This is a genomic window from Ruegeria sp. G2 (assembly GCF_056533505.1).
In genome coordinates this window covers 257,805-281,562 of record NZ_JBQFON010000005.1, presented here as the reverse complement: position 1 = coordinate 281,562, position 23,758 = coordinate 257,805, and the positions used below count along the sequence as shown (strand labels likewise).

27 protein-coding genes and 1 other RNA gene are annotated in these 23,758 nt (G+C 56.1%); 16 read left to right on the top strand and 12 right to left on the bottom strand.

The window, feature by feature from the left end; all coding sequences use genetic code 11:
- Window positions 1–23: 23 nt before the first annotated feature.
- Complete coding sequence (locus ACR0DU_RS11940) at window positions 24–587, bottom strand: DUF4202 domain-containing protein (RefSeq protein WP_480874787.1); 564 nt, start codon at window positions 585–587, stop codon at window positions 24–26.
- Between the two features lie 152 nt (window positions 588–739).
- Window positions 740–898 carry a hypothetical protein gene (locus ACR0DU_RS11935; protein ID WP_480874785.1) on the bottom strand — a complete coding sequence of 53 codons (159 nt, stop codon included), beginning with the start codon at window positions 896–898 and terminating at the stop codon, window positions 740–742.
- Window positions 899–1,122: 224 nt separating this feature from the next.
- On the opposite strand from ACR0DU_RS11935, the gene gatC reads away from it, so the two are divergent.
- The 5 genes from gatC (at window position 1,123) to rnpB (ending at window position 4,811) form a co-directional block, all read left to right on the top strand.
- Window positions 1,123–1,410, top strand: a complete 288-nt coding sequence (gene gatC / locus ACR0DU_RS11930) for an Asp-tRNA(Asn)/Glu-tRNA(Gln) amidotransferase subunit GatC (RefSeq protein WP_170472591.1) — start codon at window positions 1,123–1,125, stop codon at window positions 1,408–1,410.
- A 3-nt stretch (window positions 1,411–1,413) separates the two neighbouring features.
- Window positions 1,414–2,901 carry an Asp-tRNA(Asn)/Glu-tRNA(Gln) amidotransferase subunit GatA gene (gene gatA / locus ACR0DU_RS11925; RefSeq protein ID WP_480874782.1) on the top strand — a complete coding sequence of 496 codons (1,488 nt, stop codon included), beginning with the start codon at window positions 1,414–1,416 and terminating at the stop codon, window positions 2,899–2,901.
- 40 nt (window positions 2,902–2,941) lie between these two features.
- On the top strand, window positions 2,942–3,634 hold the full coding sequence (locus ACR0DU_RS11920) for a hypothetical protein (RefSeq protein WP_319544946.1): 693 nt from the start codon (window positions 2,942–2,944) through the stop codon (window positions 3,632–3,634).
- Entirely contained in the window at window positions 3,585–4,289 is a 705-nt protein-coding gene (locus tag ACR0DU_RS11915) for an N-acetylmuramoyl-L-alanine amidase (RefSeq protein WP_480874779.1), read from the top strand. The genes ACR0DU_RS11920 and ACR0DU_RS11915 overlap by 50 nt, the downstream gene beginning before the upstream one ends.
- A 124-nt stretch (window positions 4,290–4,413) precedes the next feature.
- Window positions 4,414–4,811: RNase P RNA component class A (gene rnpB / locus ACR0DU_RS11910), an RNA gene on the top strand.
- Window positions 4,812–4,817: 6 nt separating this feature from the next.
- Here the strand turns inward: rnpB and ACR0DU_RS11905 are convergent.
- On the bottom strand, window positions 4,818–5,150 hold the full coding sequence (locus ACR0DU_RS11905) for a GYD domain-containing protein (RefSeq protein WP_170772925.1): 333 nt from the start codon (window positions 5,148–5,150) through the stop codon (window positions 4,818–4,820).
- 371 nt (window positions 5,151–5,521) lie between these two features.
- On the opposite strand from ACR0DU_RS11905, the gene rpmG reads away from it, so the two are divergent.
- Both rpmG and ACR0DU_RS11895 read left to right on the top strand, forming a co-directional pair.
- Window positions 5,522–5,689, top strand: coding sequence for a 50S ribosomal protein L33 (gene rpmG / locus ACR0DU_RS11900; protein ID WP_010441901.1), 168 nt, complete (start codon window positions 5,522–5,524; stop codon window positions 5,687–5,689).
- Between the two features lie 207 nt (window positions 5,690–5,896).
- Window positions 5,897–6,403 carry a lipoprotein gene (locus ACR0DU_RS11895; RefSeq protein ID WP_158005272.1) on the top strand — a complete coding sequence of 169 codons (507 nt, stop codon included), beginning with the start codon at window positions 5,897–5,899 and terminating at the stop codon, window positions 6,401–6,403.
- Window positions 6,404–6,466: 63 nt separating this feature from the next.
- On the opposite strand, the gene ACR0DU_RS11890 is transcribed toward ACR0DU_RS11895, so the two are convergent.
- The 3 genes from ACR0DU_RS11890 to ACR0DU_RS11880 form a co-directional block, all read right to left on the bottom strand.
- Window positions 6,467–6,940, bottom strand: coding sequence for a GNAT family N-acetyltransferase (locus ACR0DU_RS11890; RefSeq protein ID WP_170779659.1), 474 nt, complete (start codon window positions 6,938–6,940; stop codon window positions 6,467–6,469).
- A 78-nt stretch (window positions 6,941–7,018) separates the two neighbouring features.
- A complete protein-coding gene (locus tag ACR0DU_RS11885; protein WP_480874775.1) occupies window positions 7,019–7,756 on the bottom strand; it encodes a Bax inhibitor-1/YccA family protein in 738 nt (245 codons plus the stop codon).
- Between the two features lie 195 nt (window positions 7,757–7,951).
- A complete protein-coding gene (locus ACR0DU_RS11880) occupies window positions 7,952–8,170 on the bottom strand; it encodes a DUF1127 domain-containing protein (protein WP_170472574.1) in 219 nt (72 codons plus the stop codon).
- Between the two features lie 127 nt (window positions 8,171–8,297).
- Between ACR0DU_RS11880 and ACR0DU_RS11875 the strand changes: the two genes are divergently transcribed.
- Window positions 8,298–9,176 carry a LysR family transcriptional regulator gene (locus ACR0DU_RS11875; protein WP_010441906.1) on the top strand — a complete coding sequence of 293 codons (879 nt, stop codon included), beginning with the start codon at window positions 8,298–8,300 and terminating at the stop codon, window positions 9,174–9,176.
- Here the strand turns inward: ACR0DU_RS11875 and ACR0DU_RS11870 are convergent.
- Window positions 9,160–10,128, bottom strand: a complete 969-nt coding sequence (locus tag ACR0DU_RS11870; RefSeq protein WP_170540972.1) for an NADPH:quinone oxidoreductase family protein — start codon at window positions 10,126–10,128, stop codon at window positions 9,160–9,162. The two genes, ACR0DU_RS11875 and ACR0DU_RS11870, sit on opposite strands and share 17 nt — an antisense overlap.
- A gap of 336 nt (window positions 10,129–10,464) precedes the next feature.
- Between ACR0DU_RS11870 and ACR0DU_RS11865 the strand changes: the two genes are divergently transcribed.
- The 3 genes from ACR0DU_RS11865 to ACR0DU_RS11855 all read left to right on the top strand — a co-directional run bounded on the left by ACR0DU_RS11865 (window position 10,465) and on the right by ACR0DU_RS11855 (window position 13,121).
- A complete protein-coding gene (locus ACR0DU_RS11865) occupies window positions 10,465–10,836 on the top strand; it encodes a helix-turn-helix domain-containing protein (protein WP_010441908.1) in 372 nt (123 codons plus the stop codon).
- Between the two features lie 44 nt (window positions 10,837–10,880).
- A complete protein-coding gene (hisN, locus tag ACR0DU_RS11860) occupies window positions 10,881–11,672 on the top strand; it encodes a histidinol-phosphatase (RefSeq protein WP_480874770.1) in 792 nt (263 codons plus the stop codon).
- 114 nt (window positions 11,673–11,786) lie between these two features.
- On the top strand, window positions 11,787–13,121 hold the full coding sequence (locus ACR0DU_RS11855) for an 8-oxoguanine deaminase (RefSeq protein ID WP_480874768.1): 1,335 nt from the start codon (window positions 11,787–11,789) through the stop codon (window positions 13,119–13,121).
- 65 nt (window positions 13,122–13,186) lie between these two features.
- Here ACR0DU_RS11855 and guaD read toward each other — a convergent pair whose 3' ends face one another.
- Entirely contained in the window at window positions 13,187–14,476 is a 1,290-nt protein-coding gene (guaD, locus tag ACR0DU_RS11850; protein ID WP_170779670.1) for a guanine deaminase, read from the bottom strand.
- A 139-nt stretch (window positions 14,477–14,615) separates the two neighbouring features.
- On the opposite strand from guaD, the gene mgtE reads away from it, so the two are divergent.
- Together mgtE and ACR0DU_RS11840 are read left to right on the top strand one after the other, a co-directional pair.
- The gene (gene mgtE / locus ACR0DU_RS11845) at window positions 14,616–16,010 is read left to right on the top strand and encodes a magnesium transporter (RefSeq protein WP_170779672.1); all 1,395 of its coding nucleotides are present in this window, start codon (window positions 14,616–14,618) and stop codon (window positions 16,008–16,010) included.
- The gene (locus ACR0DU_RS11840) at window positions 16,007–16,579 is read left to right on the top strand and encodes a 5-formyltetrahydrofolate cyclo-ligase (RefSeq protein WP_170779674.1); all 573 of its coding nucleotides are present in this window, start codon (window positions 16,007–16,009) and stop codon (window positions 16,577–16,579) included. Before mgtE ends, ACR0DU_RS11840 begins: the two co-directional genes overlap by 4 nt.
- Here ACR0DU_RS11840 and ACR0DU_RS11835 read toward each other — a convergent pair.
- Window positions 16,576–16,803 carry a putative hemolysin gene (locus ACR0DU_RS11835; RefSeq protein ID WP_010441914.1) on the bottom strand — a complete coding sequence of 76 codons (228 nt, stop codon included), beginning with the start codon at window positions 16,801–16,803 and terminating at the stop codon, window positions 16,576–16,578. The genes ACR0DU_RS11840 and ACR0DU_RS11835 overlap by 4 nt on opposite strands.
- Window positions 16,804–16,890: 87 nt before the next feature.
- Between ACR0DU_RS11835 and ACR0DU_RS11830 the strand changes: the two genes are divergently transcribed.
- The 3 genes from ACR0DU_RS11830 to ACR0DU_RS11820 all read left to right on the top strand — a co-directional run bounded on the left by ACR0DU_RS11830 (window position 16,891) and on the right by ACR0DU_RS11820 (window position 20,416).
- Window positions 16,891–17,703 (top strand): TIGR00282 family metallophosphoesterase, encoded by an 813-nt coding sequence (locus tag ACR0DU_RS11830; protein ID WP_480874763.1) that lies wholly within the window; start codon window positions 16,891–16,893, stop codon window positions 17,701–17,703.
- Between the two features lie 91 nt (window positions 17,704–17,794).
- Window positions 17,795–19,573 carry an SLC13 family permease gene (locus ACR0DU_RS11825; protein WP_170772943.1) on the top strand — a complete coding sequence of 593 codons (1,779 nt, stop codon included), beginning with the start codon at window positions 17,795–17,797 and terminating at the stop codon, window positions 19,571–19,573.
- A 96-nt stretch (window positions 19,574–19,669) separates the two neighbouring features.
- The gene (locus ACR0DU_RS11820; protein ID WP_480653366.1) at window positions 19,670–20,416 is read left to right on the top strand and encodes a YbaY family lipoprotein; all 747 of its coding nucleotides are present in this window, start codon (window positions 19,670–19,672) and stop codon (window positions 20,414–20,416) included.
- Here the strand turns inward: ACR0DU_RS11820 and ACR0DU_RS11815 are convergent, their stop codons facing one another.
- The 3 genes from ACR0DU_RS11815 to ACR0DU_RS11805 all read right to left on the bottom strand — a co-directional run bounded on the left by ACR0DU_RS11815 (window position 20,417) and on the right by ACR0DU_RS11805 (window position 23,754).
- Window positions 20,417–22,078: an FAD-binding dehydrogenase gene (locus tag ACR0DU_RS11815; protein ID WP_480874759.1), complete on the bottom strand. Its 1,662-nt coding sequence runs from the start codon at window positions 22,076–22,078 to the stop codon at window positions 20,417–20,419.
- Between the two features lie 11 nt (window positions 22,079–22,089).
- Complete coding sequence (locus tag ACR0DU_RS11810; protein ID WP_480874757.1) at window positions 22,090–22,947, bottom strand: bile acid:sodium symporter family protein; 858 nt, start codon at window positions 22,945–22,947, stop codon at window positions 22,090–22,092.
- Between the two features lie 72 nt (window positions 22,948–23,019).
- The gene (locus tag ACR0DU_RS11805) at window positions 23,020–23,754 is read right to left on the bottom strand and encodes a glutamine amidotransferase (RefSeq protein WP_480874756.1); all 735 of its coding nucleotides are present in this window, start codon (window positions 23,752–23,754) and stop codon (window positions 23,020–23,022) included.
- Window positions 23,755–23,758 lie beyond the last annotated feature (4 nt).

The following is a 23,758-nucleotide window of genomic DNA, read 5'->3' as shown; positions in this document are numbered from 1 at the left end:
CCATACCTGGGAATCACATGAGGTCAGTCACGGAATGCTGCCGCCAAAGTCTCGGGCAGATCAAATTCCGCCAAAACTCTGGCGCGGCCTTCGGCGGACATCTTGATGGCGGTTTTTTCTACGATGCGCTGAATTTTCTCGGCTGAATGCTTCGCTGCGAAGGGTTCAAAATACCATTTCAGGAAAACGAAACAGATCACATCCTCAAGCGCCTGCACGTCGGCATGGCGCTTGATGCCTTGTTTGCGCAGCATCTGTTCGACTGCTTCGATTTGATCCGCACCGTATTCGGCTTGTTCCATAAAGCCTCGGACCACGTCCGCGTGGTAAACACCTTGTGCCTTGCGCCATGCCAGATAACCGGCACGCCCTTCCGGATATTCGGTGCGCTTCAGCTTCCAGCGTTCGACATGCTGCCCGCGCGCGGCAATCTGTAGTGCATCAGATGCATTTGGGAAAAGGCGATCAAGCTCGGCACTCATGCGCTGGCCATACAGCAGTTCTGCGGGCTGCCCGTTTTCCATATTGGGATCTTCCGCATTGGCGGCGTCAATTGCGTTCAGTACTGCTTGCTTGCGTGCGCTCATGTTCTGCTCCGTTAGCTCGCCTGATCGTCACCTGTGGGTGTTTCGGCAGATGGTCTTTGGTCATGCTAACGACTTGTCGGTCAGGGTACAGCGGTGATTTGGAAAAAGTGCCGGATCAGGAGGGGGAAACCGATCCGGCACATGGGGCAGGTCTACTTGCCTGTCTGGGTTTGGTCTTTGGTCACAGGTTCCGATTCAGGCTGAGGGAAGCTGAGGTTTCGGGTCAGATTGTTCATGTCTAATCCCAATGCCAGGGCAGGAGATGTCAGAACCACGGCGGCCAAGATGAATGCAGGGACAAAGGTTTTCATATGCTGTCTCCGGTTTCGTGTTGTGTTACACTATTGAAATGAACAGTTCGGTTTAGTTTTCAATATCTATAGTGAACTAATCAGTTCACTAATTTGCATATGGGGCATTCAAAAACGCATGGCTGCTGGCGAATTGAGTGCGCACGACGGCGTCATCCGGTGACCGGTCTTGCGAGTGATGCGACAGACGGGTAAACGCCCCTTAACGCATATGAGGTTTTCCGATGTCGATAGACCAAAGCACCGCCGCCAAGGTGGCCAAACTCGCCCGGATCAAGGTTGAGGATGACGCGCTGCCTGCGCTGGCATCCGAGTTTAACACCATCCTTGGTTTCATCGAGCAACTGAACGAAGTGGATGTCGAAGGTGTCGAGCCGATGGTCTCGGTCACGCCGATGCGCCTGAAGCGTCGTCAGGACGAAGTCACTGACGGAAACCAGCAGGACAAAGTTCTGTCCAATGCCCCCGATGCGCGCGAAGGGTTCTTCGCTGTTCCCAAAGTTGTGGAGTAAGTCATGAGCGAACTGAACAAACTGGGGCTGGCTGAAGCCCGCGACGCGTTGCGTGCCGGTGATGTAACTTCAGTTGAACTGACTGAATCCTGCCTGACAGCCATTGATGAAGCTGATGCGCTGAACGCGTTCGTCCACAAGACACCCGAGATTGCGATTGAGCGTGCAAAGGCCGCGGATGATCGGATCAAAGCAGGCGACGCCCCTTCGATGTGCGGCTTGCCGATCGGTATAAAAGATCTGTTCTGCACCAAAGGTGTTCCCTCGCAGGCCGCGTCCAAGATACTCGATGGCTTTAAGCCCGAATACGAATCCACTGTGTCTCAGCAATTGGCTGACGCAGGTGCCGTGATGCTGGGCAAACTGAACATGGACGAATTCGCCATGGGCTCGTCCAACGAAACCTCCGTTTATGGTAACGCCGTCAGCCCGTGGCGGCGTGGCAACGACGAGGCTCAGCTAACACCAGGCGGCTCGTCTGGTGGTTCGGCCTCGGCTGTTTCTGCCGATCTGTGTCTGGCTGCGACCGGCACCGATACCGGCGGTTCGATCCGGCAGCCTGCCGCCTTTGTTGGCATTACCGGCATCAAACCGACCTATGGCCGCTGCTCACGCTGGGGCATCGTTGCCTTCGCCTCGTCGCTGGATCAGGCCGGCCCGATGACCAAGAACGTACGTGACGCGGCGATCATGCTGGAAACCATGTGTGGCCATGACCACAAGGATTCCACCAGCGCCGAATTGGCTGTGCCGAATTTTGAGGCAATGCTGACCGGCGATATCAAGGGTAAGAAAATCGGTATTCCCAAAGAATACCGCATGGACGGTATGCCCGCTGAGATCGAAAAGCTCTGGGTTGATGGCGCTGCTATGCTGAAAGACGCAGGGGCTGAGATCGTCGATATTTCGCTGCCGCACACCAAATACGCACTACCTGCATATTATGTGATTGCTCCTGCTGAGGCGTCTTCGAACCTTGCCCGCTATGACGGTGTCCGCTATGGCCGCCGCGCGCAGCTGGCACAAGGTGACGGAATCACCGAAATGTATGAAAAGACACGCGCGGAAGGCTTCGGCCCCGAGGTCCAGCGCCGGGTAATGATCGGCACATATGTGTTGTCGGCGGGTTTCTATGACGCCTACTACAACCGCGCCCGCAAAGTGCGGACACTGATCAAGAAAGACTTCGAAGATGTCTTCGCGACTGGCGTTGACGCAATCCTGACCCCGGCAACGCCGTCGGCCTCGTTCGGTCTGGGCGAGATGACTGAGGCTGATCCGGTTCAGATGTACCTGAACGATGTGTTCACCGTGACCGTGAACCTCGCTGGTTTGCCCGGAATTTCGGTTCCTGCAGGACTGGACGCTCAGGGACTGCCGCTGGGTCTGCAACTGATCGGCCGCCCATGGGAAGAAGGCGATCTGCTCAACACCGCCTATGCGCTTGAGAATGCCGCCGGGTTTGTGGCCAAGCCGGGCAAATGGTGGTAATTCTCTGACCGGCAGAACGACAAGAAGGCGGAGCAGCCGAATGCGTAAATTGCTTCTGATTTCGACCCTCGGGCTGGTAGCAGCCTGTGATACGGTCGCCCCTGTATCGGGCACCGGATTCAATACGCCGGAATACCAGGCCCAACGCGAGGCTGAACTAACCGGGCAGGGGCTGGCTGGTAACCCGTTGCTGCCACCCGAAGCGATTTCAGAGCAGCCGCTTTCGGCGCAAGGTGCTCCTCTGAATGACGGCAGTGCGGCTGATATTGCAAACCAGACGGCTGTGGCGCTGGCCAGTACGTCTGACCAGCAAGGCTTAATTGCCCCAGTGACAAACAACACAGGCATTTCTGACGAACAGGATTTTGAAGCCGTTTCAAACAGGCGTAGTATAGATGCAGATGCGGCGCAGATCGAACAGAACCGACAGACATATGAAGTTGTCGCGCCAACCGCGGTTCCACAGCGCGGTACAGATGGACAGCCCAACATCGTGCAATACGCGTTGAACACGTCAAACCCCGTTGGAACCCAGCTCTACAGCCGTGCAGGGTTCAATTTAAAGGCCAAAGCCGAGCGGAACTGTGCGCAATTCGCATCGCCGGATCAGGCCCAGATCGAATTTCTATCCAATGGCGGTCCCCAGCGCGACCGTAAAGGTCTGGACCCGGATGGCGACGGCTATGCCTGCGGCTGGGACCCCAGTGCGTTCCGCAGTGCCGTCAACAACTGAGCTTCCGCCGATCTGGCATCCATCGCCCAATTTCGGCCCCCGGCGCGATGGGTTGAAGCCTGCGCTGATCGTTCTGCACTACACCGCAATGGAAAGCGCATCAGCTGCGCTCGAGCGCCTTTGCGATCCCGGTCCTGAAGTTTCCGCTCACTATCTGATTGGCGGCAATGGCGTGCTCTGGCAGCTTGTACGCGAGGAAGACCGCGCCTGGCACGCCGGGGCCGGGGAGTGGCACGGGCAGACAGATATAAATTCCCGTTCCATTGGCATCGAATTGGACAATCGGGGCGATCACCCGTTCTCCGAGCCTCAGATGAACGCGCTGGAACAGCTTCTGTCCAAACTCATGCGGCGCTGGTCGATCCCCCCGGAAGGTATCATTGGACATTCCGACATGGCACCCGGGCGCAAGACCGACCCAGGCCCCCGTTTTGATTGGCAAAGACTGGAACGTCAAAGCCTTGCCGCTCCAACTGGCACCGAAGCGCCTTCCGAAACGACGTTCCGGGCGCTGGCGCAAGTCCGGGGATATACAGCTGATGTCGATGATGACATCCTGCTCAAAACCATTCGCCTGCGCCACCGTCCCTGGGCCACAGGCCCATTGCACCCTGACGATTTCAAAGCGCTGGCCCTTCCTCCACATACGACCTGATCCGCGCTTCATCAGGCCAAAAAAATCCCGGGGTTGAATTGACCGAAGGCCAAGAAGGGGCTGGCCCCTTCATCCTCCAACCGCTCTTGACGTAACCTCTCCCAAAGCATACCCAACACCTCGCGCGGAGGGCCGGATGACCGCTGGGGCATATGCCCGAGAGGAAAGTCCGGACTCCACAAGGCAACGGTGCCGGGTAACGCCCGGGCGGGGAAACCCGACGGAAAGCGCCACAGAAATCAGACCGCCGCGGGCCTTGGCCCGAGGTAAGGGTGAAACGGTGGGGTAAGAGCCCACCGCGCCGCTGGCAACAGTGGCGGCACGGCAAGCCCCACCGGGAGCAATGCCGAATAGGGTCCCCGCGCGGGCCGGTCGGTGCAAACCGATACCGCCGCTAGGCTCGCTTTGGCCGAGAGGGACCGGGTTGGCAGCTTGAGCCGCGCAGCAATGCACGGCCTAGAGGAATGGTCATCGAAGGGGGTAACCCCGGAACAGGATCCGGCTTACAGGCCCTCCGCGCATAATTCCTCAGCCCGTCGGCGGCGTATACGCCCCGGTTAGCGTTGCTGCTTTTGCAGCGACCGAAACGAACTCTTCGGCAGACCATGCGCGCACGGTTTCGATTTTCGATACTGCACCCGTGCTGGCGACGGCCATCCCGATTGCGACCGCATCAGTGCCGTCGGGAACCTCGCTGATGACAACAACATCGTTGCTACCGGTGGTGACGTAGAATGAGATCAGTTTTCCGCCCGCTTTCTCAAGCAGCGCACTGACCGGGCCGGTACGATCCTGAGGATTGGCAACCATCGCCTGAACGGCCTCGGATGAGTAGGATGCGTAAGTGATGAATACAGGCATGAAAACCTCCCACTGTTTAAGTCTATGCGGAACCATCCGACTGGCCGGTTCCATGGCCAGATTGCTTGCTGAGACGCCTGCAATTCGGGAACACCCCGGTAACCCGGGCGATACTATTGATGTGAGTGGTGTAGGGTGCCGGACGATAGTCCCGGTCAGATTTTGCCCATGATCGCAACACGGACTCTTTGGTCACGGTGACCCTATCACAGTTTCGTGAACACACCAAGCGACACCCCGTTCAGGCGGAGTAGGGAATTGTTCCCGGAACACGGCGAATCTGGTTGACTTGGGCGTACGAGCAGTTAAAAGCGCACGCTCATAAGGATTCAACCGAAAGGCCCCTGCCTTTTCGGACGCAGGAGATAACCATGGCGAAGCCGACGACAATCAAGATCCGTCTGAACTCGACCGCGGGCACGGGCCACTTCTACGTGACCAAAAAGAATGCGCGCACCATGACCGAGAAAATGACCATTCGTAAATACGATCCGGTTGCTCGGAAACATGTCGAGTACAAAGAAGGCAAGATCAAGTAATCTGCCCTCTGACTTGAATTTTTGAAAAAGGACTCTGCCGATGCAGGGTCCTTTTTTGTTGGTTTGAGGCGTCCCACAGCGCGTCGGTGCGAAACACGGGCGTTGCAGGGGCGCATCAGCCCCTCGGGTGTTCTGGGTGAGGGCGGCTTGCTTTTACGCACTCCATGCCGCTACGCTTCAGCAACTCTTTCCAAAATGTTGACCGCCATGAAAAAAATCTTGTTACCCGCCCTTGCAGTTCTGACCCTGTCAGCCTGCGAAGATCCGTTTAACCGCGAAGGTGTTGGTTTCACCGGGATAGATGGTGAACCGCGTACGGTATCCGATGTGAAAGGAGCCGCGGCATTTGTTCAACCTGCAACCAATATCCCGGCAGAGCTCGCCAAGTTGCCAACAGTTCAGGTCTCGTCTGATCAGACCGAGCTTTCCAAGATGGCGAAAGTAGCTATCGAGAATGGTGGGCGCACTGATACCAGCGCCGTTCAACTGTCAGGCCAGAGCACTAATCTGCTGCTGAGCACGGTCAGTGTGAACGGGACATTGTTTGGTGTGTTGCGAACTGAAGAAGGGGACACTCGCGTGGACAATTCCATCGGTGCAAACTTCGGAGCTCGGACCGAGCGCTTTACCGGTTGCTTGCCCGCTGGAGATGTTTACCGCAAAGGCTCGTCCAAGCGCAGCTCTGGTTTTGCGGTGCCGCTGAACTGTAGCTGATTGCCAAAGTACCAAACCAATTTGTACCCCCGCCAGTTTGGTGGGGGTTTTCTGTTTCCGCCGTTATTCAACGCGCCATTCAGCGAAACTGATCACGGGGTTTAGCCCGGCGCGCGCCATCAATTCAGCCGAAGGCGTATTGAAGATTGCATAGGTCGTGGCCAAAACATCTCCGCCATCAGCAAGCAGACGTGCGCGAACCTCGTTTATCAAGGCTAATCCGATTCCTTTCCGACGGTGCTTGGTATCGACGCTGATATGGTGCAGCATCGCACGTGTTTCCGCCCGGCGAAAAGGTGTCGCAGCACGCTTCTCAAGCTCAAAAATCGCATATCCCAACAGTATTTGATTCTCCTCATAGCCCAATGCAACCACTGCGTCGTGGCTGAGCCATTCTGAAAGATAGGAAACGACTTCCTTGTCATCTGGCAAAGGCGCGTATCGCTGTGGCTGGTTTTGAACATGCAGGTCATGCACCTGTTGAAGTAATGGCAGCAAACGATGCGCCTGTGACGGGCAAATGGTGGCGATGGACATCAATGGTCCTCCGATTATCCAAACAAAAAGGGCGGGTCTTTTCGGACCCGCCCTTTGGCTGTGAGTATGAGGTTCGCGTTATTCGCGATTACCAAGCAGCTGCAGCAGGAACATGAACATGTTGATGAAGTCCAGATACAGGTTCAGTGCGCCCATGATGGCCGCCTTGCCTAGCCATTCCTTGTCACCCGCATGGGCCATCTGCAGATAGGTCGTTTTGATCTTCTGAGTGTCATACGCGGTCAGGCCCGCAAAGATCAGAACACCCAGGATCGACACAGCGAACATGATCGCAGGCGACTGCAGGAAGATGTTGATGACCATCGCGACGATCAGACCGATCACGCCCATCATCAGGAAAGTACCCATACCGGACAGGTCTTTCTTAGTGACGTATCCGTAAAGCGACAGGCCCGCGAATGCGATCGAAGTCACTAGGAATACCTGCGCGATCGAGATGCCGGTGAAGGCTACAAAAATCCAGCTCAGCGACAGGCCCATGACGGCTGCAAATGCATAGAAGAACAGCTGCGCACCAGACGCTGAAAGGCGGTTGATGGCGGCACCAAAGCCAAACACCATTGCAAGAGGTGCGAACATTACGATCCAGCCCAGGATATTCGGGCTAAGCGTGACTGGGTCACGGAAGATCGACAGAAGTTGCGGGCTTGAGCCAACGGCCCAGGCAACAGCAAACGTGATCAGCATACCTACGGACATTGTGCCGTAGACTTTGTTCATATGGGCGCGCAGGCCCTCATCAATCTCGGCAGCGCGCGCCCCGGACGCCGTCCGGATCGTGTCGAATTGTGCCATTTAAGGGTCTCCCTTCAATATTCTGTGCTCAGCCTGCGATTGCAGGCCGGTTTCCCACTAAATATCGGAGAGTACGGCCCTCGTTTCAAGGGTTTTCACTCTAAAACTCAGCAAAACTGTCGGCAAATTTCGCGACTGGTGCAAAAAACCTGACGGCGCAGTCCCTAATGCCGCCAGATTTCTTCTATTGTCCAATTAATACAAGTGTTTGTACCAGCAGTCAGGCGCATCCCACATAGGACGAGAAGCCTCGGCTTCTGCCTCGGAGCGGGTGATTCCGATATCTTCCAAAGCGCGATCATCAAGCTGAGCCAGTTTTTGCCGTTGCCGCGAAAGGCTCAACATGTTGAGCAGGCGGTCTCCAATCGATTTACCTTTGATGCGACGCAGAGTCGAAATGGCTAGATGGGTCATGGGTATTGCCCTTTCATGTTTGACTGATGAAACACCGTGCTTCAATCAATTTCCTTGATCTATATGGAGCATTCTGACATATTTTAAAAATGAATGTTTTTGACGTTACCCATAAGGAATCTTGAAGATGCGAAATCTGGACATCACTACGCTTCGTTCATTCGTTGCCGTCGCGGATCACGGCGGCGTTACCCGCGCAGCTGGATTTCTTCATCTCACGCAATCGGCTGTTTCCATGCAGCTCAAGCGGTTAGAAGAGCTACTCGGGCTGGAGCTGCTGGATCGATCCGGTCGTACCATTGCGCTGACCGCGTCTGGCGAGCAACTGCTGGCCTATGCGCGCCGGATGATTGCGTTGAATGATGAGGTGATCGGGCGGCTCACTGATCAGGCCTTTGAAGGAGAAGTCGTGCTGGGGGTGCCGCATGATGTCGTTCATCCGTTCATCCCCCGTGTCCTAAAGCGCTTCAATGCCAGCTTCCCGCGCGTGAATGTGAACTTGGTTACCTCGAATACGCGTCACCTGAAGGAAGAATTTGCGCGCGGAGGTTTTGATTTGATCGTGACCACGGAATCGGGAGCGGGCGAGGGTGCTGAAACCTTGTATCATATGCCACTGCGCTGGGTCGGAGCTCTGAACGGGTCCGCCTGGCGACAACAGCCTTTGCGGCTCGGGTTTTGCCGCAATTGCATCTTCCGTCCGGTTGCGACCGCGGCGCTGGATGACGCTGGGATCGAATGGGACATGAGCATCGACAGCGACTCAGACCGTACGGTTGAAGCAACAGTCAGTGCTGATCTGGCGGTGGGTGTACTGTTGGAGGGGACACAGCCCAACCATCAGGAACTGATCGACCATGCTGGGGTCCTTCCGGACCTGCCGGTGCAGTTCATCAACCTTTATGGTGCTGAAAGAGTGCGCGAGGAATATGTGGCTGAGCTCGCAAATCTCCTGCGGCAAAACTTTTCACACCCCAGTGCGCGCCCCCTCAAAGTGGCGAGTTGATCTGGATGACGATCTTACCGGTGGATTTGCGATCACGCAGCAATTCCAATCCCTTGGCTGCGTCCTGCAAAGGCAGGATGTGGCTGATATGAGGTTTAATCCGTCCTTCTGAGTGCCAGCGAAACAGAGTGCTGAAACTATTGTGAACGATTTCCGGCTTAAATTTCAGGTAACCACCGATATAGACGCCAATCACACTGAGATTTTTAACCAAAAGATGGTTGGCCGGAATCTGAGGAACTTCACCCCCCGCAAAGCCGATGGGCAATAGGCGGCCCTCGGGATTCGTGGCGCGGAACGCAGCCTTGAAAACGTCACCACCGATGGCGTCATAGACCACGTCGGCTCCGCCAAGGGCGCGAACGCGGTTTCGCAGATCCTCATCCGCATCGATCAAATGGTCCGCACCGGCCTGCTGCGCCACCACCAATTTGTCCGCGCCGCGCGCTTGCGCGATGACGGTCGCCCCCATCAGTTTCCCGATTTCGATGGCGGTCAGCCCAACGCCGCCAGCAGCTCCGGTCACCAGCAGCGTTTCGCCGGCCTGTAGGCGTGCCCGGTGCTCCAACGCGATATGGCTGGTGCCATAGGCGATCTGAATGGCGGCAGCGTCTTCGAAACTCATTGTGTCTGGGATGACAATAACCCGGTCAGCATCGAAGACACCAGATTCGGCCAGGCCGCCCTGACCAGAGAAAACAGCGACGCGGTCACCTGGTTTTAGATGCGTAACACTATTTCCGACTTCGGCAACGACCCCTGCAATTTCCATACCCAGAGTAAACGGAGTGCCGGGTGTATCCTGATAGGAGCCTTTCTGCATCAAAAGATCGGCAAAGTTCAGCCCGCAGGCCCGAATGGATACGCGCACCTGATTTTCCGCTGGTGTCGGCTCGGGCATTTGGCAAATTTGCGCCATTGCTCCCTTGGTTTTGATACGAAATGCCAGCATCAGTGTTCTCCGGTATTTTAGGGCACATAGGCGGAGAGCGCGCGCGTTTTGTCAATTCCAATCAAACACCCTTCTCAAACAGGTGTCTGGTCTGATTTGTTGTCTCCGAACATACACAGATGTGATGATCCCGGTACTCAACCATAATCAACAGTCCATATTCTTGGATTCAACCGTCTTGAAAAAAGAATCGATTGCGGCAATATTGTTGTTCTATGGTGCTGTTCGGGGGGCACGATCCTAGTTAGGAAGTTCTTAAGCAGCGACCCGCTAACTTGGCGGTGACGGCTGCTGTTGCGGTTTCCCGGACAGGTGTTTGTGTAAAGGAGACTACCAATGACCCATCACGTCGATGTCCATGTGGGCAAACGCGTCCGGCATCGCCGCTGGCTGATTGGCATGACCCAGCAGCAGTTGGCGCAGCAAGTTGGTATCAAGTTTCAACAGATTCAAAAATATGAAACGGGTGCCAACCGTGTAAGCGCGTCGCGTTTGTGGGACATTGCCGAGGCATTGGATGTTCCGGTCAGCTTTTTCTTTGAAGGCCTTGAAGAAGCTCAGAAAGCAGAGGCTGACAAAAAATCAGTTCCTGCAGATCTGATGGGTGATAAAGAAGCGCTTGATCTCGTTCGCTCGTACTATGCGATACCGGAAAATCAGCGTCGCCGCTTGTTTGAACTGGCGCGCGTGCTGAGCGACGTCGCCTAATACAATCGCTTGACTTCGCGGGGTGCCCGTCGCACGGGTAAGCCATGCAAAACACCCTACGAAGTGATCTAGAGATTGCCGAAGAAATGGCCGACGCGGCGCGGGCGGCCATTCTTCCGTTTTTCCGCCAATCTAACTTGAAGACGGACAACAAGCTCGATGCCGGGTTTGATCCTGTGACTGCAGCTGACCGCGAAGCAGAGAAGGCGATGCGTGCGGTGCTGGCCATTCACCGGCCCAAGGATGGCGTTTTAGGGGAAGAGTTTGGCCATTCCGAGGGGGTGAGCGGACGGGTTTGGGTGCTGGACCCAATCGACGGCACGCGCGGATTCATAAGTGGTACGCCCACATGGGGTGTTCTGATCGCCCTGAGCGATGAGACTGGACCTAAGCTTGGCGTAATCGATCAGCCCTATATCGGTGAACGCTTTATCGGAGATACAGAGCACGCCTTTGTCAAAGGCCCAATGGGGCGTGCGGAACTCGAGACGCGGAATACGCGATCTTTGGATCAAGCGATCATCTTCACCACCTTTCCTGAGGTCGGCACCGAGGCCGAGGCCGCTGCCTTCAAGGCGGTTTCTCAGAAAACGAAGCTGACGCGTTATGGGATGGATTGTTACGCCTATGCGCTACTTGCTGCAGGGCAAACAGATCTGGTGGTCGAGGCTGGGTTGAATGCCTACGATATCCAAGCCCCAATCGCGGTGATCGAAGCCGCAGGTGGTATTGTGACAGATTGGCAGGGTAATCCTGCCCATAATGGCGGGCGTGCCCTCGCAGCAGCCAATGCTGAGATTCATGCGGCGGCGCTGGAAATCCTGAAGCAATATTAAACGGGTTGCCGCACCCCCCATGCGGATTTAAACTGATAGCGGCTGGTTCTTATGCCCGTTTTCCACCAGCCCAATACTCCACGCATGAGACGGGCAGGATGCGGGAGTGCAAAAATGACAGAAATATTGATCCGGAATGCCGACATTATCGTGACGATGGACGATGATCGGCAAGAGCTTGTGGGCGCTGATCTGTTGGTTCGGGACGGAAAGATTGCCCAGATTGGCCTTGGTTTGACCAGCCGGGGTGAAATACATGATGCCGCCGGATGTGTTGTTACCCCTGGTCTTGTGAACACCCATCATCATCTCTACCAAACCCTTACACGCGCGGTGCCCGGTGGGCAGGATGCGTTGCTATTTGGATGGTTGCGAACACTTTATCCCATCTGGTCCCGCTTTGGACCTGAAGAGATGTTTATCTCCGCTCAGGTCGGTCTGGCAGAGTTGGCGCTGTCTGGCTGCACGCTCAGTTCTGATCACCTCTACCTTTATCCCAATGGTGCGCGACTTGAAGATACGATCCATGCCGCGTCGGAATTGGGTTTGCGTTTTCAACCGACGCGCGGGGCAATGAGTATCGGCGAAAGTGATGGTGGATTGCCTCCTGATGCTCTGGTCGAAGCCGAGCAAGCCATTCTGGAGGACATGATCCGCGTGGTTGATGCCTATCACGATCCATCTGAGGGTTCGATGTGCCGCGTTGGCCTTGCGCCGTGTTCTCCGTTCTCGGTTAGTCGCGACCTGATGCGCGATGCCGCGCTTCTCGCGCGCGATAAAGGTGTAATGCTACATACTCATCTGGCGGAAAACGATGAGGATATCGCCTATTCTGAAGAGCAGTTCGGTTGCCGCCCCGGCCAATACGCCGAGGAATTGGGCTGGACCGGATCGGATGTTTGGCACGCCCATTGTGTCAAGCTGGATGGCTCCGAGATCGACCTATTTGCGCGTAGCCGAACCGGCGTTGCGCACTGCCCATGCTCAAATTGCCGTCTTGGCTCAGGTATCGCGCCAGTCCGCAAAATGCGCGACCAAGGCGTGCATGTCGGGCTGGGAGTGGACGGTTCAGCCAGCAATGACAGCGGCAATCTGATCGCCGAGGCGCGCCAGTCCATGCTTCTGCAACGGGTTGCAAATGGCGCTGACGCCATGTCAGCCCGCGAAGCGCTCGAGATTGCCACCAGAGGTGGGGCGGATGTGCTGAACCGACCCGATTGCGGCAGGCTCATGCCTGGCAAACGCGCTGACATAGCCATTTGGGACGTACGCGGCATCGAAAGTGCAGGCAGTTGGGACCCAGCTGCGCTCCTTCTGGCCGGACCAACGCGTGTCAAACACCTGTTTGTCGAGGGGTGCCAGGTTGTGCGCGACGGTCAGATCTCCACCATTGACCTGCCGAAGACCATAGAAACCCAGAATCGTCTGGCAAGCGCGTTGGCAGAATAGCGGATGCGCTCTTCATCTGACTGAAAATATCCCCGCCGGAGGCATGGGCCACAGGCCCATTCCTATTAATTAGAAACAGCTCGCCCGGCGATCCAGACCTCGGCAACAGCCCGATCATCCCCCATCATTATGGTCGGGAACACCGCTTCCCAAAGATCATCAGCATGTGCTTCGCGTTGGGCGATGGCCGGAGTCGAGGCAAGGTCCAATACCACCAGATCCGCCTCCATACCCACCGCAATATTGCCGATACGATCATCCATCCGCAAAGTTTGAGCTGATCCAACCGTTCCAAGCCAAAGCAATTGCGAAGGATGTAGCGGACGACCCCGCAGTTGACCAATTTCGTACGCTGCGGCCATTGTGCGCAGCATCGAAAAGCTGGAACCACCGCCTGTATCGGTGGCAAGACCAACCCGGTGCCCCTCGCGGATCAGGCCGTTCATGTCGAACAGACCAGAACCGATAAACGTATTGGACGTGGGGCAGTGGATCAGAGCTGCATCTACCTCGCGCAAGCGGTCACGTTCGCGATCCTCCAGATGGATCACGTGACCGTAGAGACCGTTTCCACCCAACAATCCAAACTGCTCATATGTATCCAAATAGTCGCGCGCCTCAGGGAACAGAGAGCGCACCCATTCAATTTCGTCGGTTTGTTCGCTGAGATGGGTTTGCATCAGGCATTCGGGATGCTCCGCCCAAAGTGCGCCCATGGCCTCTAACTGATCTGGTGTCGATGTCGGCGAGAAACGCGGTGTAATGGCGTAGGATATGCGATCCACCCCGTGCCACTTTTCAAGCAGTGACTTGGACTGGTCATACCCGGTCTGTGCGGTGTCACGCAGCCCCTCGGGTGCATTTCGATCCATGCAGGTTTTGCCGGCGACAACCCGTTGACTTCGCGCCTTGGCTGCCGAGAAAAACGCATCAACACTCTCAGGATGAATAGTGCAAAAGCTGCACATTGTCGTAGTGCCGTGTGCTGCCGTTAAATCGAGGTATCTATTTGCAATTTCAGCGGCATAGTCGGGATCGCTGAACTTCATCTCTTCCGGGAACGTGTAGCTGTTGAGCCAGTCGATCAGCCGCTTGCCCCAACTCGCAATCATCGCGGTTTGCGGATAGTGAACGTGCGGATCCACAAAGCCCGCCAAAATAAGCTTGTCGCCATAATCCTTAACTTTGGCCTCGGGGTGCGCGACAGAAAGATCGGTCGCGGATCCCAATGCTGCGATGCGACCATCTTCTATCAATACGGCTTCGTGTAGTTCGGTCGCGTCTGTGGGTTCGCCTTCGAACGGTGATCCGTTGAAGCTGAGCACGCGTCCCTTCAAAAGCGTCTTTTGCGCCATCTGCTGTGTTCTCCGCCTGTTTGGGGCCGCTATCCAGCATAGGGATGCAAAAGATGTGGGTAAATTGGACCATTGTCATTGTTTTCCGGTAGCTGCTTCTTCTATCTAGGGTCAATCGGCAGGAAAAAAGGGGCAGCGCATGACGACAGGCAGTGACGAAGCCAGACCCGATCAGCCCCAGGACGAGGACGCCTATGCGCTCGACCCGCGAACCGTCGGAGCCATCCTCTATGCGGTGGAGGTCGAAGATCGCGCCAAGCTGATCGAGCTCATGGAGCCGCTACATGCGGCTGATATTGCCGACCTTCTGGAACAGATCAGCCCCTTTGACCGGGCGAGCCTGATCCGGTTGTACGATAAGGAATTTGACGGGGATATTCTTTCAGAACTGGATGAAGCTGTCCGGGAAGAAGTGATCGATGTTCTGAAGCCGGATGTCTTGGCCGAAGCTGTTCGGGACATGGAAAGCGACGATGTCGTTGATCTGCTCGAGGATCTCGAAGAGCCGCAACAAGAGACGATCCTAGATGCGCTTGAAGACTCCGAACGAGTCGCCGCTGAGCAGGCGTTGTCCTACCCTGAAAATTCCGCCGGTCGTCTTATGCAGCGTGAAGTCGTCATGGCGCCCGAGCACTGGACGGTGGGGCAGGCCATTGATTTCATGCGGGCCAATGATGATCTGCCAGAACAGTTCTATCATGTCGTCCTTGTTGACCCGCGGCTGAAGCCCGTTGCGCAGGTTACACTGGGAAAGCTGATGGCGACCCGGCGAGAGGTGCCCTTGCATGACCTCGCCGAGGAAGAATTCCACACCATCCCTGTCGATCAGGACGAAGAGGATGTGGCCTATGCGTTCAACCAATACCATCTGATCTCGGCCCCGGTTGTGGATACGGATGGGCGGTTGGTTGGCGTCATTACCATTGATGACGCGATGGTGGTGTTGGATGAAGAATATGAAGAAGACATGATGCGTCTGGCTGGTGTCTCGGACGAAAGCTCTTTGTCCGATAGCGTAGCGGCAACCAGTAAACGGCGCTTGCCATGGCTCGGTGTCAATCTGATCACCGCGATTTGTGGTTCGCTGGTCATTTCGCAGTTTGAGGCCGCAATCGATCAGCTTGTTGCACTCGCAATCCTGATGCCGATTGTTGCCTCAATGGGAGGCAACGCTGGAACTCAATCACTGACAGTGGCTGTACGCGCGCTGGCGACACGTGACCTGACGAGTTCGAATGTGTGGCGCGTGATCCGCCGCGAATTACTGGTTGGGATGCTCAACGGTTTATGCTTTGCCATCGTGTTGGGAACTGTTGGGATGATGTGGTTTGATTCTCCGTTGCTGGGTGTCGTGATTGGATCGGCGCTGGTCGTGAACATGATCATCGCGGGCTTTGCAGGTACGGTAGTACCGGTGGTGCTGGATCGTCTGGGGATCGACCCTGCGCTGGCATCGGGAACCTTTGTGACAACGACGACGGACGTGATGGGGTTCTTCATATTTCTGGGGCTTGCCAGCATGGTGCTACTGTGACCGACACAACCGATCTGACTGAAATCAAAGCCGCTGCCCGAAAGGCGGCCTTTGCGCGTCGAAAGGCGGCGTTTGACACGCGCCTACCGGGTGCTGCAGGACGTTTGTCCGAGGTTTTGGCCGGGCACCGAGGTGTTCCCATCTCAGGCTACATGCCCATCCGAACCGAGATCGACCCATTGCCGGCAATGGCCGAAGCAGCCGCTTACGGGGCCGTCGGCGTACCCGTCATTCAGGCCGCCGAGAAGCCGCTGCGATTTTCGCGTTGGACTCCGGAAGGCGCGCTGAAAGACGGACCATTTGGTGCGAAGGTGCCCGAGATCGACGATTATTTTGATCCCGAAATCCTGATTGTGCCGTTGGTTGCGTTTGATGCTCAGGGTGGTCGTCTGGGATATGGCGGTGGCTTCTATGATCGCACGCTAGAGGTGTTGCGCGGCAAGCGCCCGACATTGGCGATCGGGTTTGCCTTCGATGCGCAAGAGGCGGAGGAGCTGCCGCTTGAGCCGACGGACCAACCTCTGGATATGGTTATCACAGAAAGCCGCGTGCTGACGTTTTCGGCCTAGCCCGTGTGCTCAGCACGGAAATAGTCCCAGGCATCCTGTTTGGTTCCGTCTGGCAGGGTGCAGATCCCGGTTTGGCCGCCGTCGCCATCCTGAATATTGTACGTGCCGCCCCGTTCGATGCAAAAAGTCGCCGCCGGGTTTGCCAGTTCAGTTGATTGCCCGGCTGGCTGATCGCACGCGGCGAGGGTGGCGAGCAGGGTAACAATAATAAGATGGCGGGTCATAAGTTTCTCCTAACCAATATTATTTGCGGTTTATGGTGACAGTTTAATCACTTGTGCTTGTGTTGCACCACACTTAGGACGGATGGCATGAGGATATTATTTCTTGGCGACGTCATGGGGCGCTCGGGTCGCGCCGCCGTTCAACAGCACCTGCCGCGTTTGCGCGAGGAGTGGCGGTTGGATTTCGTCGTGGTTAACGGCGAGAATGCTTCCAATGGCATGGGGCTCGGTGGTGATCACGCCAAGCTGCTTTTGGACGCCGGTGCCGATTGCATCACTTTGGGCGACCATGCGTTCGATCAGAAAGACATGTTGCAGTTCATCGAGAAAGAGCCGCGCATTGTGCGCCCGGTGAACTATGCCAAAGGGGCACCTGGGCGAGGTCATCGGCTGTTCACGGCGCCGGGTGGACGCAAGGTGCTGGTGGTGCAGGTACTGGGGCAAGTATTTATGAAGCGTCCGTTCGATGATCCGTTCTCAGCTATCGAACCAATTCTGAAATCCCACCCTCGCGGTGGGCAGGCGCAGGCGATTATCGTCGATATGCATTGCGAGGCGACGTCTGAAAAGATGGCGATGGGCCACTATTGCGACAAACGCGCCAGCCTTGTGGTGGGCACGCACACCCATGTGCCGACGGCGGACGCGCAGATTTTGACTGGCGGGACAGGATACTTGACCGATGCCGGAATGTGCGGGGACTATGACTCGGTCATTGGTATGGACAAACAAGAACCTATGCGTCGTTTCATCACCGGTATGCCCAAAGCCCGGTTCACACCCGCCAATGGCGAGGCAACGCTGAGCGGTGTGTATGTCGAAACCGATGATCGCGACGGAAGCGCAAAAACTGTGCAGATGGTCCGCGTTGGTGGGCGTTTGCAGCAGGCAGGCCCCTAAGTCACATGTCAGGCTTGCCCTGTGGCATGCAATGCGTGAAACTGGCTGATAGGCGCGTGTGCCAGATCAGGTTTCGGACAGAATACCAAGAATGCAATTCCTTCAACTGACAGAAACGGGTAGCGCAATTCTGGCGCTGATGATTGTTGCAGGGATGTTCATCATGTTCCTGCGCGAGGTCTATCCGACCGAAGTTGTCGCCATTGGCGGCGTGGCCCTGATGCTTGCAACGGGTATACTGCCCTATCAAAGCGCGCTTGCGGTACTGTCTAACCCTGCGCCATGGACCATCGGTGCCATGTTCATCATCATGGGGGCTTTGGTGCGAACAGGGGCGCTTGATGCGTTCACATCTGTGGCGCAAAAGCAGGCGCAGGTTAATCCGCGTATAGCCATCGGTTTGTTGATGGGGTTTGTCGTCATCGCATCTGCGGTGGTGTCGAACACACCTGTTGTCGTCGTGATGATCCCGGTCTTTATTCAAATCGCTCGCACACTGAACGTTTCGGCGTCCAAACTGTTGATTCCGCTTAGCTATGCGGCAATTCTTGGGGGAACGTTGACCCTGATCGGCACCTCAACCAACCTTCTGGTTGATGGCGTCGCGCGTGCGCAGGGCATGACGGCCTTCACGATATTTGAGGTCACCCCACTGGGCATAGCTCTGGTTATCTACGGCATGGTTTATCTGCGCTTCATAGCGCCGCGTTTGTTGCCAGAGCGCGACAGCATGGCCGAAATGCTGAGTGACCGATCCAAGATGAAGTTCTTTACTGAGGCGGTCATCCCACCCGAAAGCAACTTGATCGACCGCGAAGTAACGGGGGTTCAACTGTTCAAACGCCAAGGTGTGCGGCTGATCGACGTGGTTCGGGGTGATGAGTCGTTACGTCGGAACCTAAAAGGTGTCACGCTGAAAGTGGGTGACAGAGTGGTTCTCCGCACCGAGATGACTGAGTTGTTGAGCCTGCAAAGCAATAAGGAATTAAAGAGGGTTGATCAGGTCTCGGCAGTTGAAACCAAGACGGTCGAAGTTCTGATTACACCGGGTTGCCGTATGGTTGGGCGAACATTGGGTGCGATGCGTTTGCGTCGTCGGTACGGTGTCTACGTTTTGGCTGTGCATCGCCGAAACCAGAATATCGGGCGCCAGTTGGATGCTCTAACTGTACGCGTGGGGGATACACTGCTGCTTGAAGGCTCACCCGGTGATATTCAAAGGCTGGCAGCAGATATGGACATGGTTGATGTGACACAGCCCTCGGCACGTGCCTTCCGTCGCAGTCACGCACCCATTGCCATTGGATCATTGGTGGGAATCGTTGCGTTGGCTGCGCTGGGCGTCGCTCCAATTCTGCTTTTGTCTATACTGGCTGTTGCGGTGGTCCTGCTGTCCCGCTGTATCGATGCGGATGAGGCGTTTTCCTTTGTCGAAGGCAGATTGCTGGCGCTGATCTTCTCAATGCTCGCAATCGGCGCGGCGCTCGATAAATCTGGCGCTGTGACGCTGATTGTCGAGGCGATCGCACCCGCGCTGGGCATGTTGCCGCCCTTCCTTATCATTTGGGCTGTGTATTTGCTAACCTCGGTATTGACCGAATTGGTTTCAAACAATGCAGTTGCAGTGGTGGTAACACCAATTGCAATCTCGTTGGCGCAGGCAGTTGGCATCGATCCACGCCCATTGGTCGTTGCGGTGATGGTGGCGGCGTCGGCTTCGTTTGCGACGCCCATCGGTTATCAGACCAACATGATGGTGTACGGGCCGGGCGGGTACAGGTTCACCGATTTTCTAAAGGTTGGTGTGCCGTTAAACCTGACGGTTGGTTTGTTGGCCTCACTCTTGATCCCGTTCATCTGGCCACTCTGAGACTGGCACAGTTTCGCCGACTTGAATGTGTTGCCCTTGTAAATGGCAATCCAGCCACAATCTTTTTCTCAAAGACGAATGAGAGAGGATAGGATCATGCCTTTTCCAAAACTCGGACAGGCCATTGTGGCCGGAGCAGTTGTATTGGCTTTGCTGGGCAGCCAGAGCCACGCCGGATCGGTGACAGGCACAGCGACATATCGTGAACGGATCGCTCTGCCACCGGATGCAACACTGTATGTCGAACTGCAGGATATCTCGCGGGCGGACGCGGCTGCAGTGACACTGGCAGCGCAGCGCTACGCTCTGAACGGCGTGCCATCAGAATTTGAGTTGTCGTTTGATGATGCGCTGATCCGCGAAGGAATGACCTACGCGGTCCGGGGTGCGATCTATCGTGGAGAGGAGCTGCTGTTTACGACCGATACGATTCACCCGGTGTTGACCAACGGAGAAGGCAATTCCGCAGACCTGATACTGGTGCAGGCGCACGATCAGAGCGCCGCGACACTAGAAGGGACTGAATGGGTGGCCATCGGAATAGATGGAGAGGTGTTGGACGCAAAGCGCCCGCCACAGCTTTCATTTGCTCAAGGCGGAGCGTTCGGCGGTACAGGCGGTTGCAATCGGTTTACCGGACAAGCCGAAATCATCGGCAATAGCATAGAATTTCCTGAGAATATGGCTGCCACTTTGATGGCGTGCCCACCAGAAATGGAAGAGATTGAAGATCAATTTCTAGCCGCTTTGCAAAGTGTAACCACTTATGCGGTTGCCGGTGACAGTCTGGTTATGCTCGACGCCGCAGGCGAACCTGTCCTGAAGTTTGTGCGCAACCAGTAATCAGGCCACGGCGCGGGACCGTCCCGCATTGCGGCCCGAGAAGATGCAACCGCCCAGAAACGTGCCCTCCAGCGCGTTGTATCCGTGGTAACCGCCACCGCCAAAGCCCGCGACCTCTCCGGCTGCAAACAGGCCGGGGACGACTTGGCCGTCTGCGCCAATCATCTGACTGTCGAGATTGGTCTGCAACCCACCAAGCGTTTTGCGAGTCAGAACATGCAATTTAACTGCAATTAAAGGGCCATTTGACGGATCGAGGAATTTGTGTGGCTTGGCGGTGCGGATCAACCTATCGCCCCGGTAATTGCGCGCGGCATGGATAGCCATCATCTGAGCGTCTTTCGAGAATGGGTTGTCGATCTGAGAATCCCGCGCCTCGATTTGCGTGCGCAAATACGCTTCGTCAATCAGTCCGCCGCCCAATTGGTTCATGCCACTGACCAATTCCGTCAGCGTGTTGGCAACAACGAAATCCTCACCCTTTTCCTTGAAAGCTTCGACCGGGCCAGTTGCCTTTGAGCCGGATAAAATGCGCTGTTGAATAACCTCTTTCCAGCTGCCCGAAGTGAAGTCCGGGTTCTGCTCGGACCCGGAGAGGGCAAATTCCTTCTTGATCACTTTCTGGGTCAGAACGAACCAACTGTATTCATAACCCGTCTTCAAGATTTCGCGCAGCGTGCCCAGCGTATCGAAGCCCGGCAGACAAGGGGGTTGCAGACGATTGCCGCATGCGTCAAACCACATCGAGCTTGGACCGGGCAGGATGCGAATTCCGTGCGCGGGCCAGATCGGATCCCAATTGCGCACGCCTTCCGTATAGTGCCACATTCGATCACCGTTGATCACATGGCCGCCTGCTTTCTCGCTGATCGGGATCATACGGCCATCGACATGAAAGGGCACGCCAGCGATCATGTCTTTGGGTGGTTCACCCAATCGGTTTGTGGGCCAGTTTTTTCGCACCATTTCGAAGTTCCCACCGATCCCGCCGGAGGTAACGATGACCGAAGGCGCGTAGACTTCGAACTCGCCGACCTCGTCCCGATTGGTCTTGCCACCCCTCTGGACGCTATCATCGGCTAGGACCTCTCCGGATACGCCCTTGGCTGTGCCATTTTGCATAATGATATGGCTGACTTGGTGGCGGAACTTCAATTGGATTAGACCGGCACTGACATGATCCTGCACACGTCTGATAAAATGTTCCAACACTCCCGGGCCCGTGCCCCACGTGATATGAAAGCGCGGGACCGAGTTGCCATGACCATTGGCGTAGGACCCACCGCGTTCGGCCCATCCCACGACCGGAAACCAGCGCAACCCCATGTCATACAACCACGGACGCATTTCACCTGCCGCAAACTCGACATAGGCATCCGCCCACTTGCGGGGCCAATTGTCCTCATCACGGTCGAACTGAGCGCTGCCCATCCAGTCGCGCAGTGCCAGATCGTAGCTGTCGCGAATACCCATGCGACGCTGTTCCGGGGTATCGACCATGAACAGACCGCCAAGGCTCCAAAACGCCTGCCCGCCAAGGAAGTGTTCCGGCTCCTGATCCACAATAATCACACGCTTACCGCGATCCCCCAGCTCTGCCGCGGCAGCCAGACCGGCAAGTCCGCCGCCGACGACAATCGCGTCTGCTGTATTATCAGCCATCTGATCTCCTTTCAGCGGTTGCGGAACCAAAGGATAAAGGGGGTCACGACCACATACATCGTAATACCATAAACCGCGGCCGGAACGGCAAGCGGACTGAAGCCCGTTGTGGTGCCTGTGATCAGTGCCGCCAACGTAATTCCCATCGCCGAATTCTGTATGCCTGTTTCGACCGAAATGGTTTTCGCCTCTTCCCATGTCAGCTTGGCGATCCGCGCCAGTCCAAGCCCAATTAGTAGCAGTGCGATGTTCAGCGCGATCAACGCGGCCCCGATCGAGCTGAGGTTCTCAATGAAGAACTGCCAATTTCCGGCCAGCGCTGCCAGAACGATCAGCACGAACAGGATCGAGGCAAGCGTGGACAAAGGGTTATCGATCCTAACTGCGAACTCTTTAGCAAAGTGGCGAATACTAACGCCTATCGCGACAGGCAACGTTGTGATCAGAAACAATGCGGTAGCAAGGGCGCCAATCGATACTTCCGGAGCGGTCTCACCCATGAAGTAATCGATGGACCAAGCGGCCAGAATAGGAACTGTCACAATTGACAACAAGCTGATCACAGCCGTCAGGCTGACTGATAGCGCAACGTCGCCTTTGGCAAACTTTGCAAGGATGTTGCTGGTTACGCCGCCGGGACAAAAGCTTAGAAGCATCACGCCAACGGCAATCTCAGCGGGTAGCCCGAACATCGTGACGGTTGTGAAGGCAGCCAGTGGTATCAACACAACCTGACTGATCGCACCTATGGTGAATGGGTATCCGCGGGTAAAAACTCGGCGAAAATCAGCGGCCTCAAGCCCGATCCCGAGCGACAGCATGATAATGGCCAGCGAAAGCGGCAGGCCAACATTTATGAGCAGGTCCAAGAACAACTCCTCCCAAAGTCATTCGGGCCAGCCTATGCGAGGGGGTGTTAATCAGGCAATAACGCCGTTGGGTCACCCGTAGCGTTCGGCGAACCGTCGCAGGATTTCCCCAGGTTGTGTAACGTCCGCCGCGTGGCAGATTTCGATCAGGCGTTGTGCATCTTCGGGCGGGAAATACCCGTGATCTTTGTAGATGTTAATCCGCTGTTCAAAGTCCTTGGCATCCGCTTCGGGGTGGAACTGAGTGGCATAGACATTTTGTCCCCAGCGGATCATCTGGATCGGGCAGGGGTCCGAGGCGACTAGATGCACGCAGCCTTCTGGCAGGGATTGCACGGCCTCTTTATGGCCGACAAAGGCTTCAAACTGCGGAACTAGGCCAGCGGTCAGAGGATCCTGTGCGCCATCTTCGGTCAGTTCGCAATCCGATGGTCCAACCGGTTCGCCGAATTGCCGTTTGCTGACATCACCGCCCAGATGCGCCGCGAGAATTCCCAGGCCGTAGCAGCAGCCCATGAACGGGTGGTCCTGTGCTGTGATCTGCGGCATCAGCCCCATGATCGCGCCCTCGATCTTGGCATCCAAAGTAGATTTTCTTGCCGGATCGTCGCTGACGCAACCCGGGCCTCCGCCGACGATCACACCGGCGTAGTCGGTAACGTCCAGCCCTGCGGGCAGGTCTTCGCAATCCAGCCGGATGCGGTGGGTTTGCGAAGGTTCAAGGCCGGTTTTGTCCAGAATTGAGGCGTACTCGGCATCCGAAGCATCGGTTTCTGGGCGGAGTTGCAGGATAAGAAAGCGTTTCATGCGC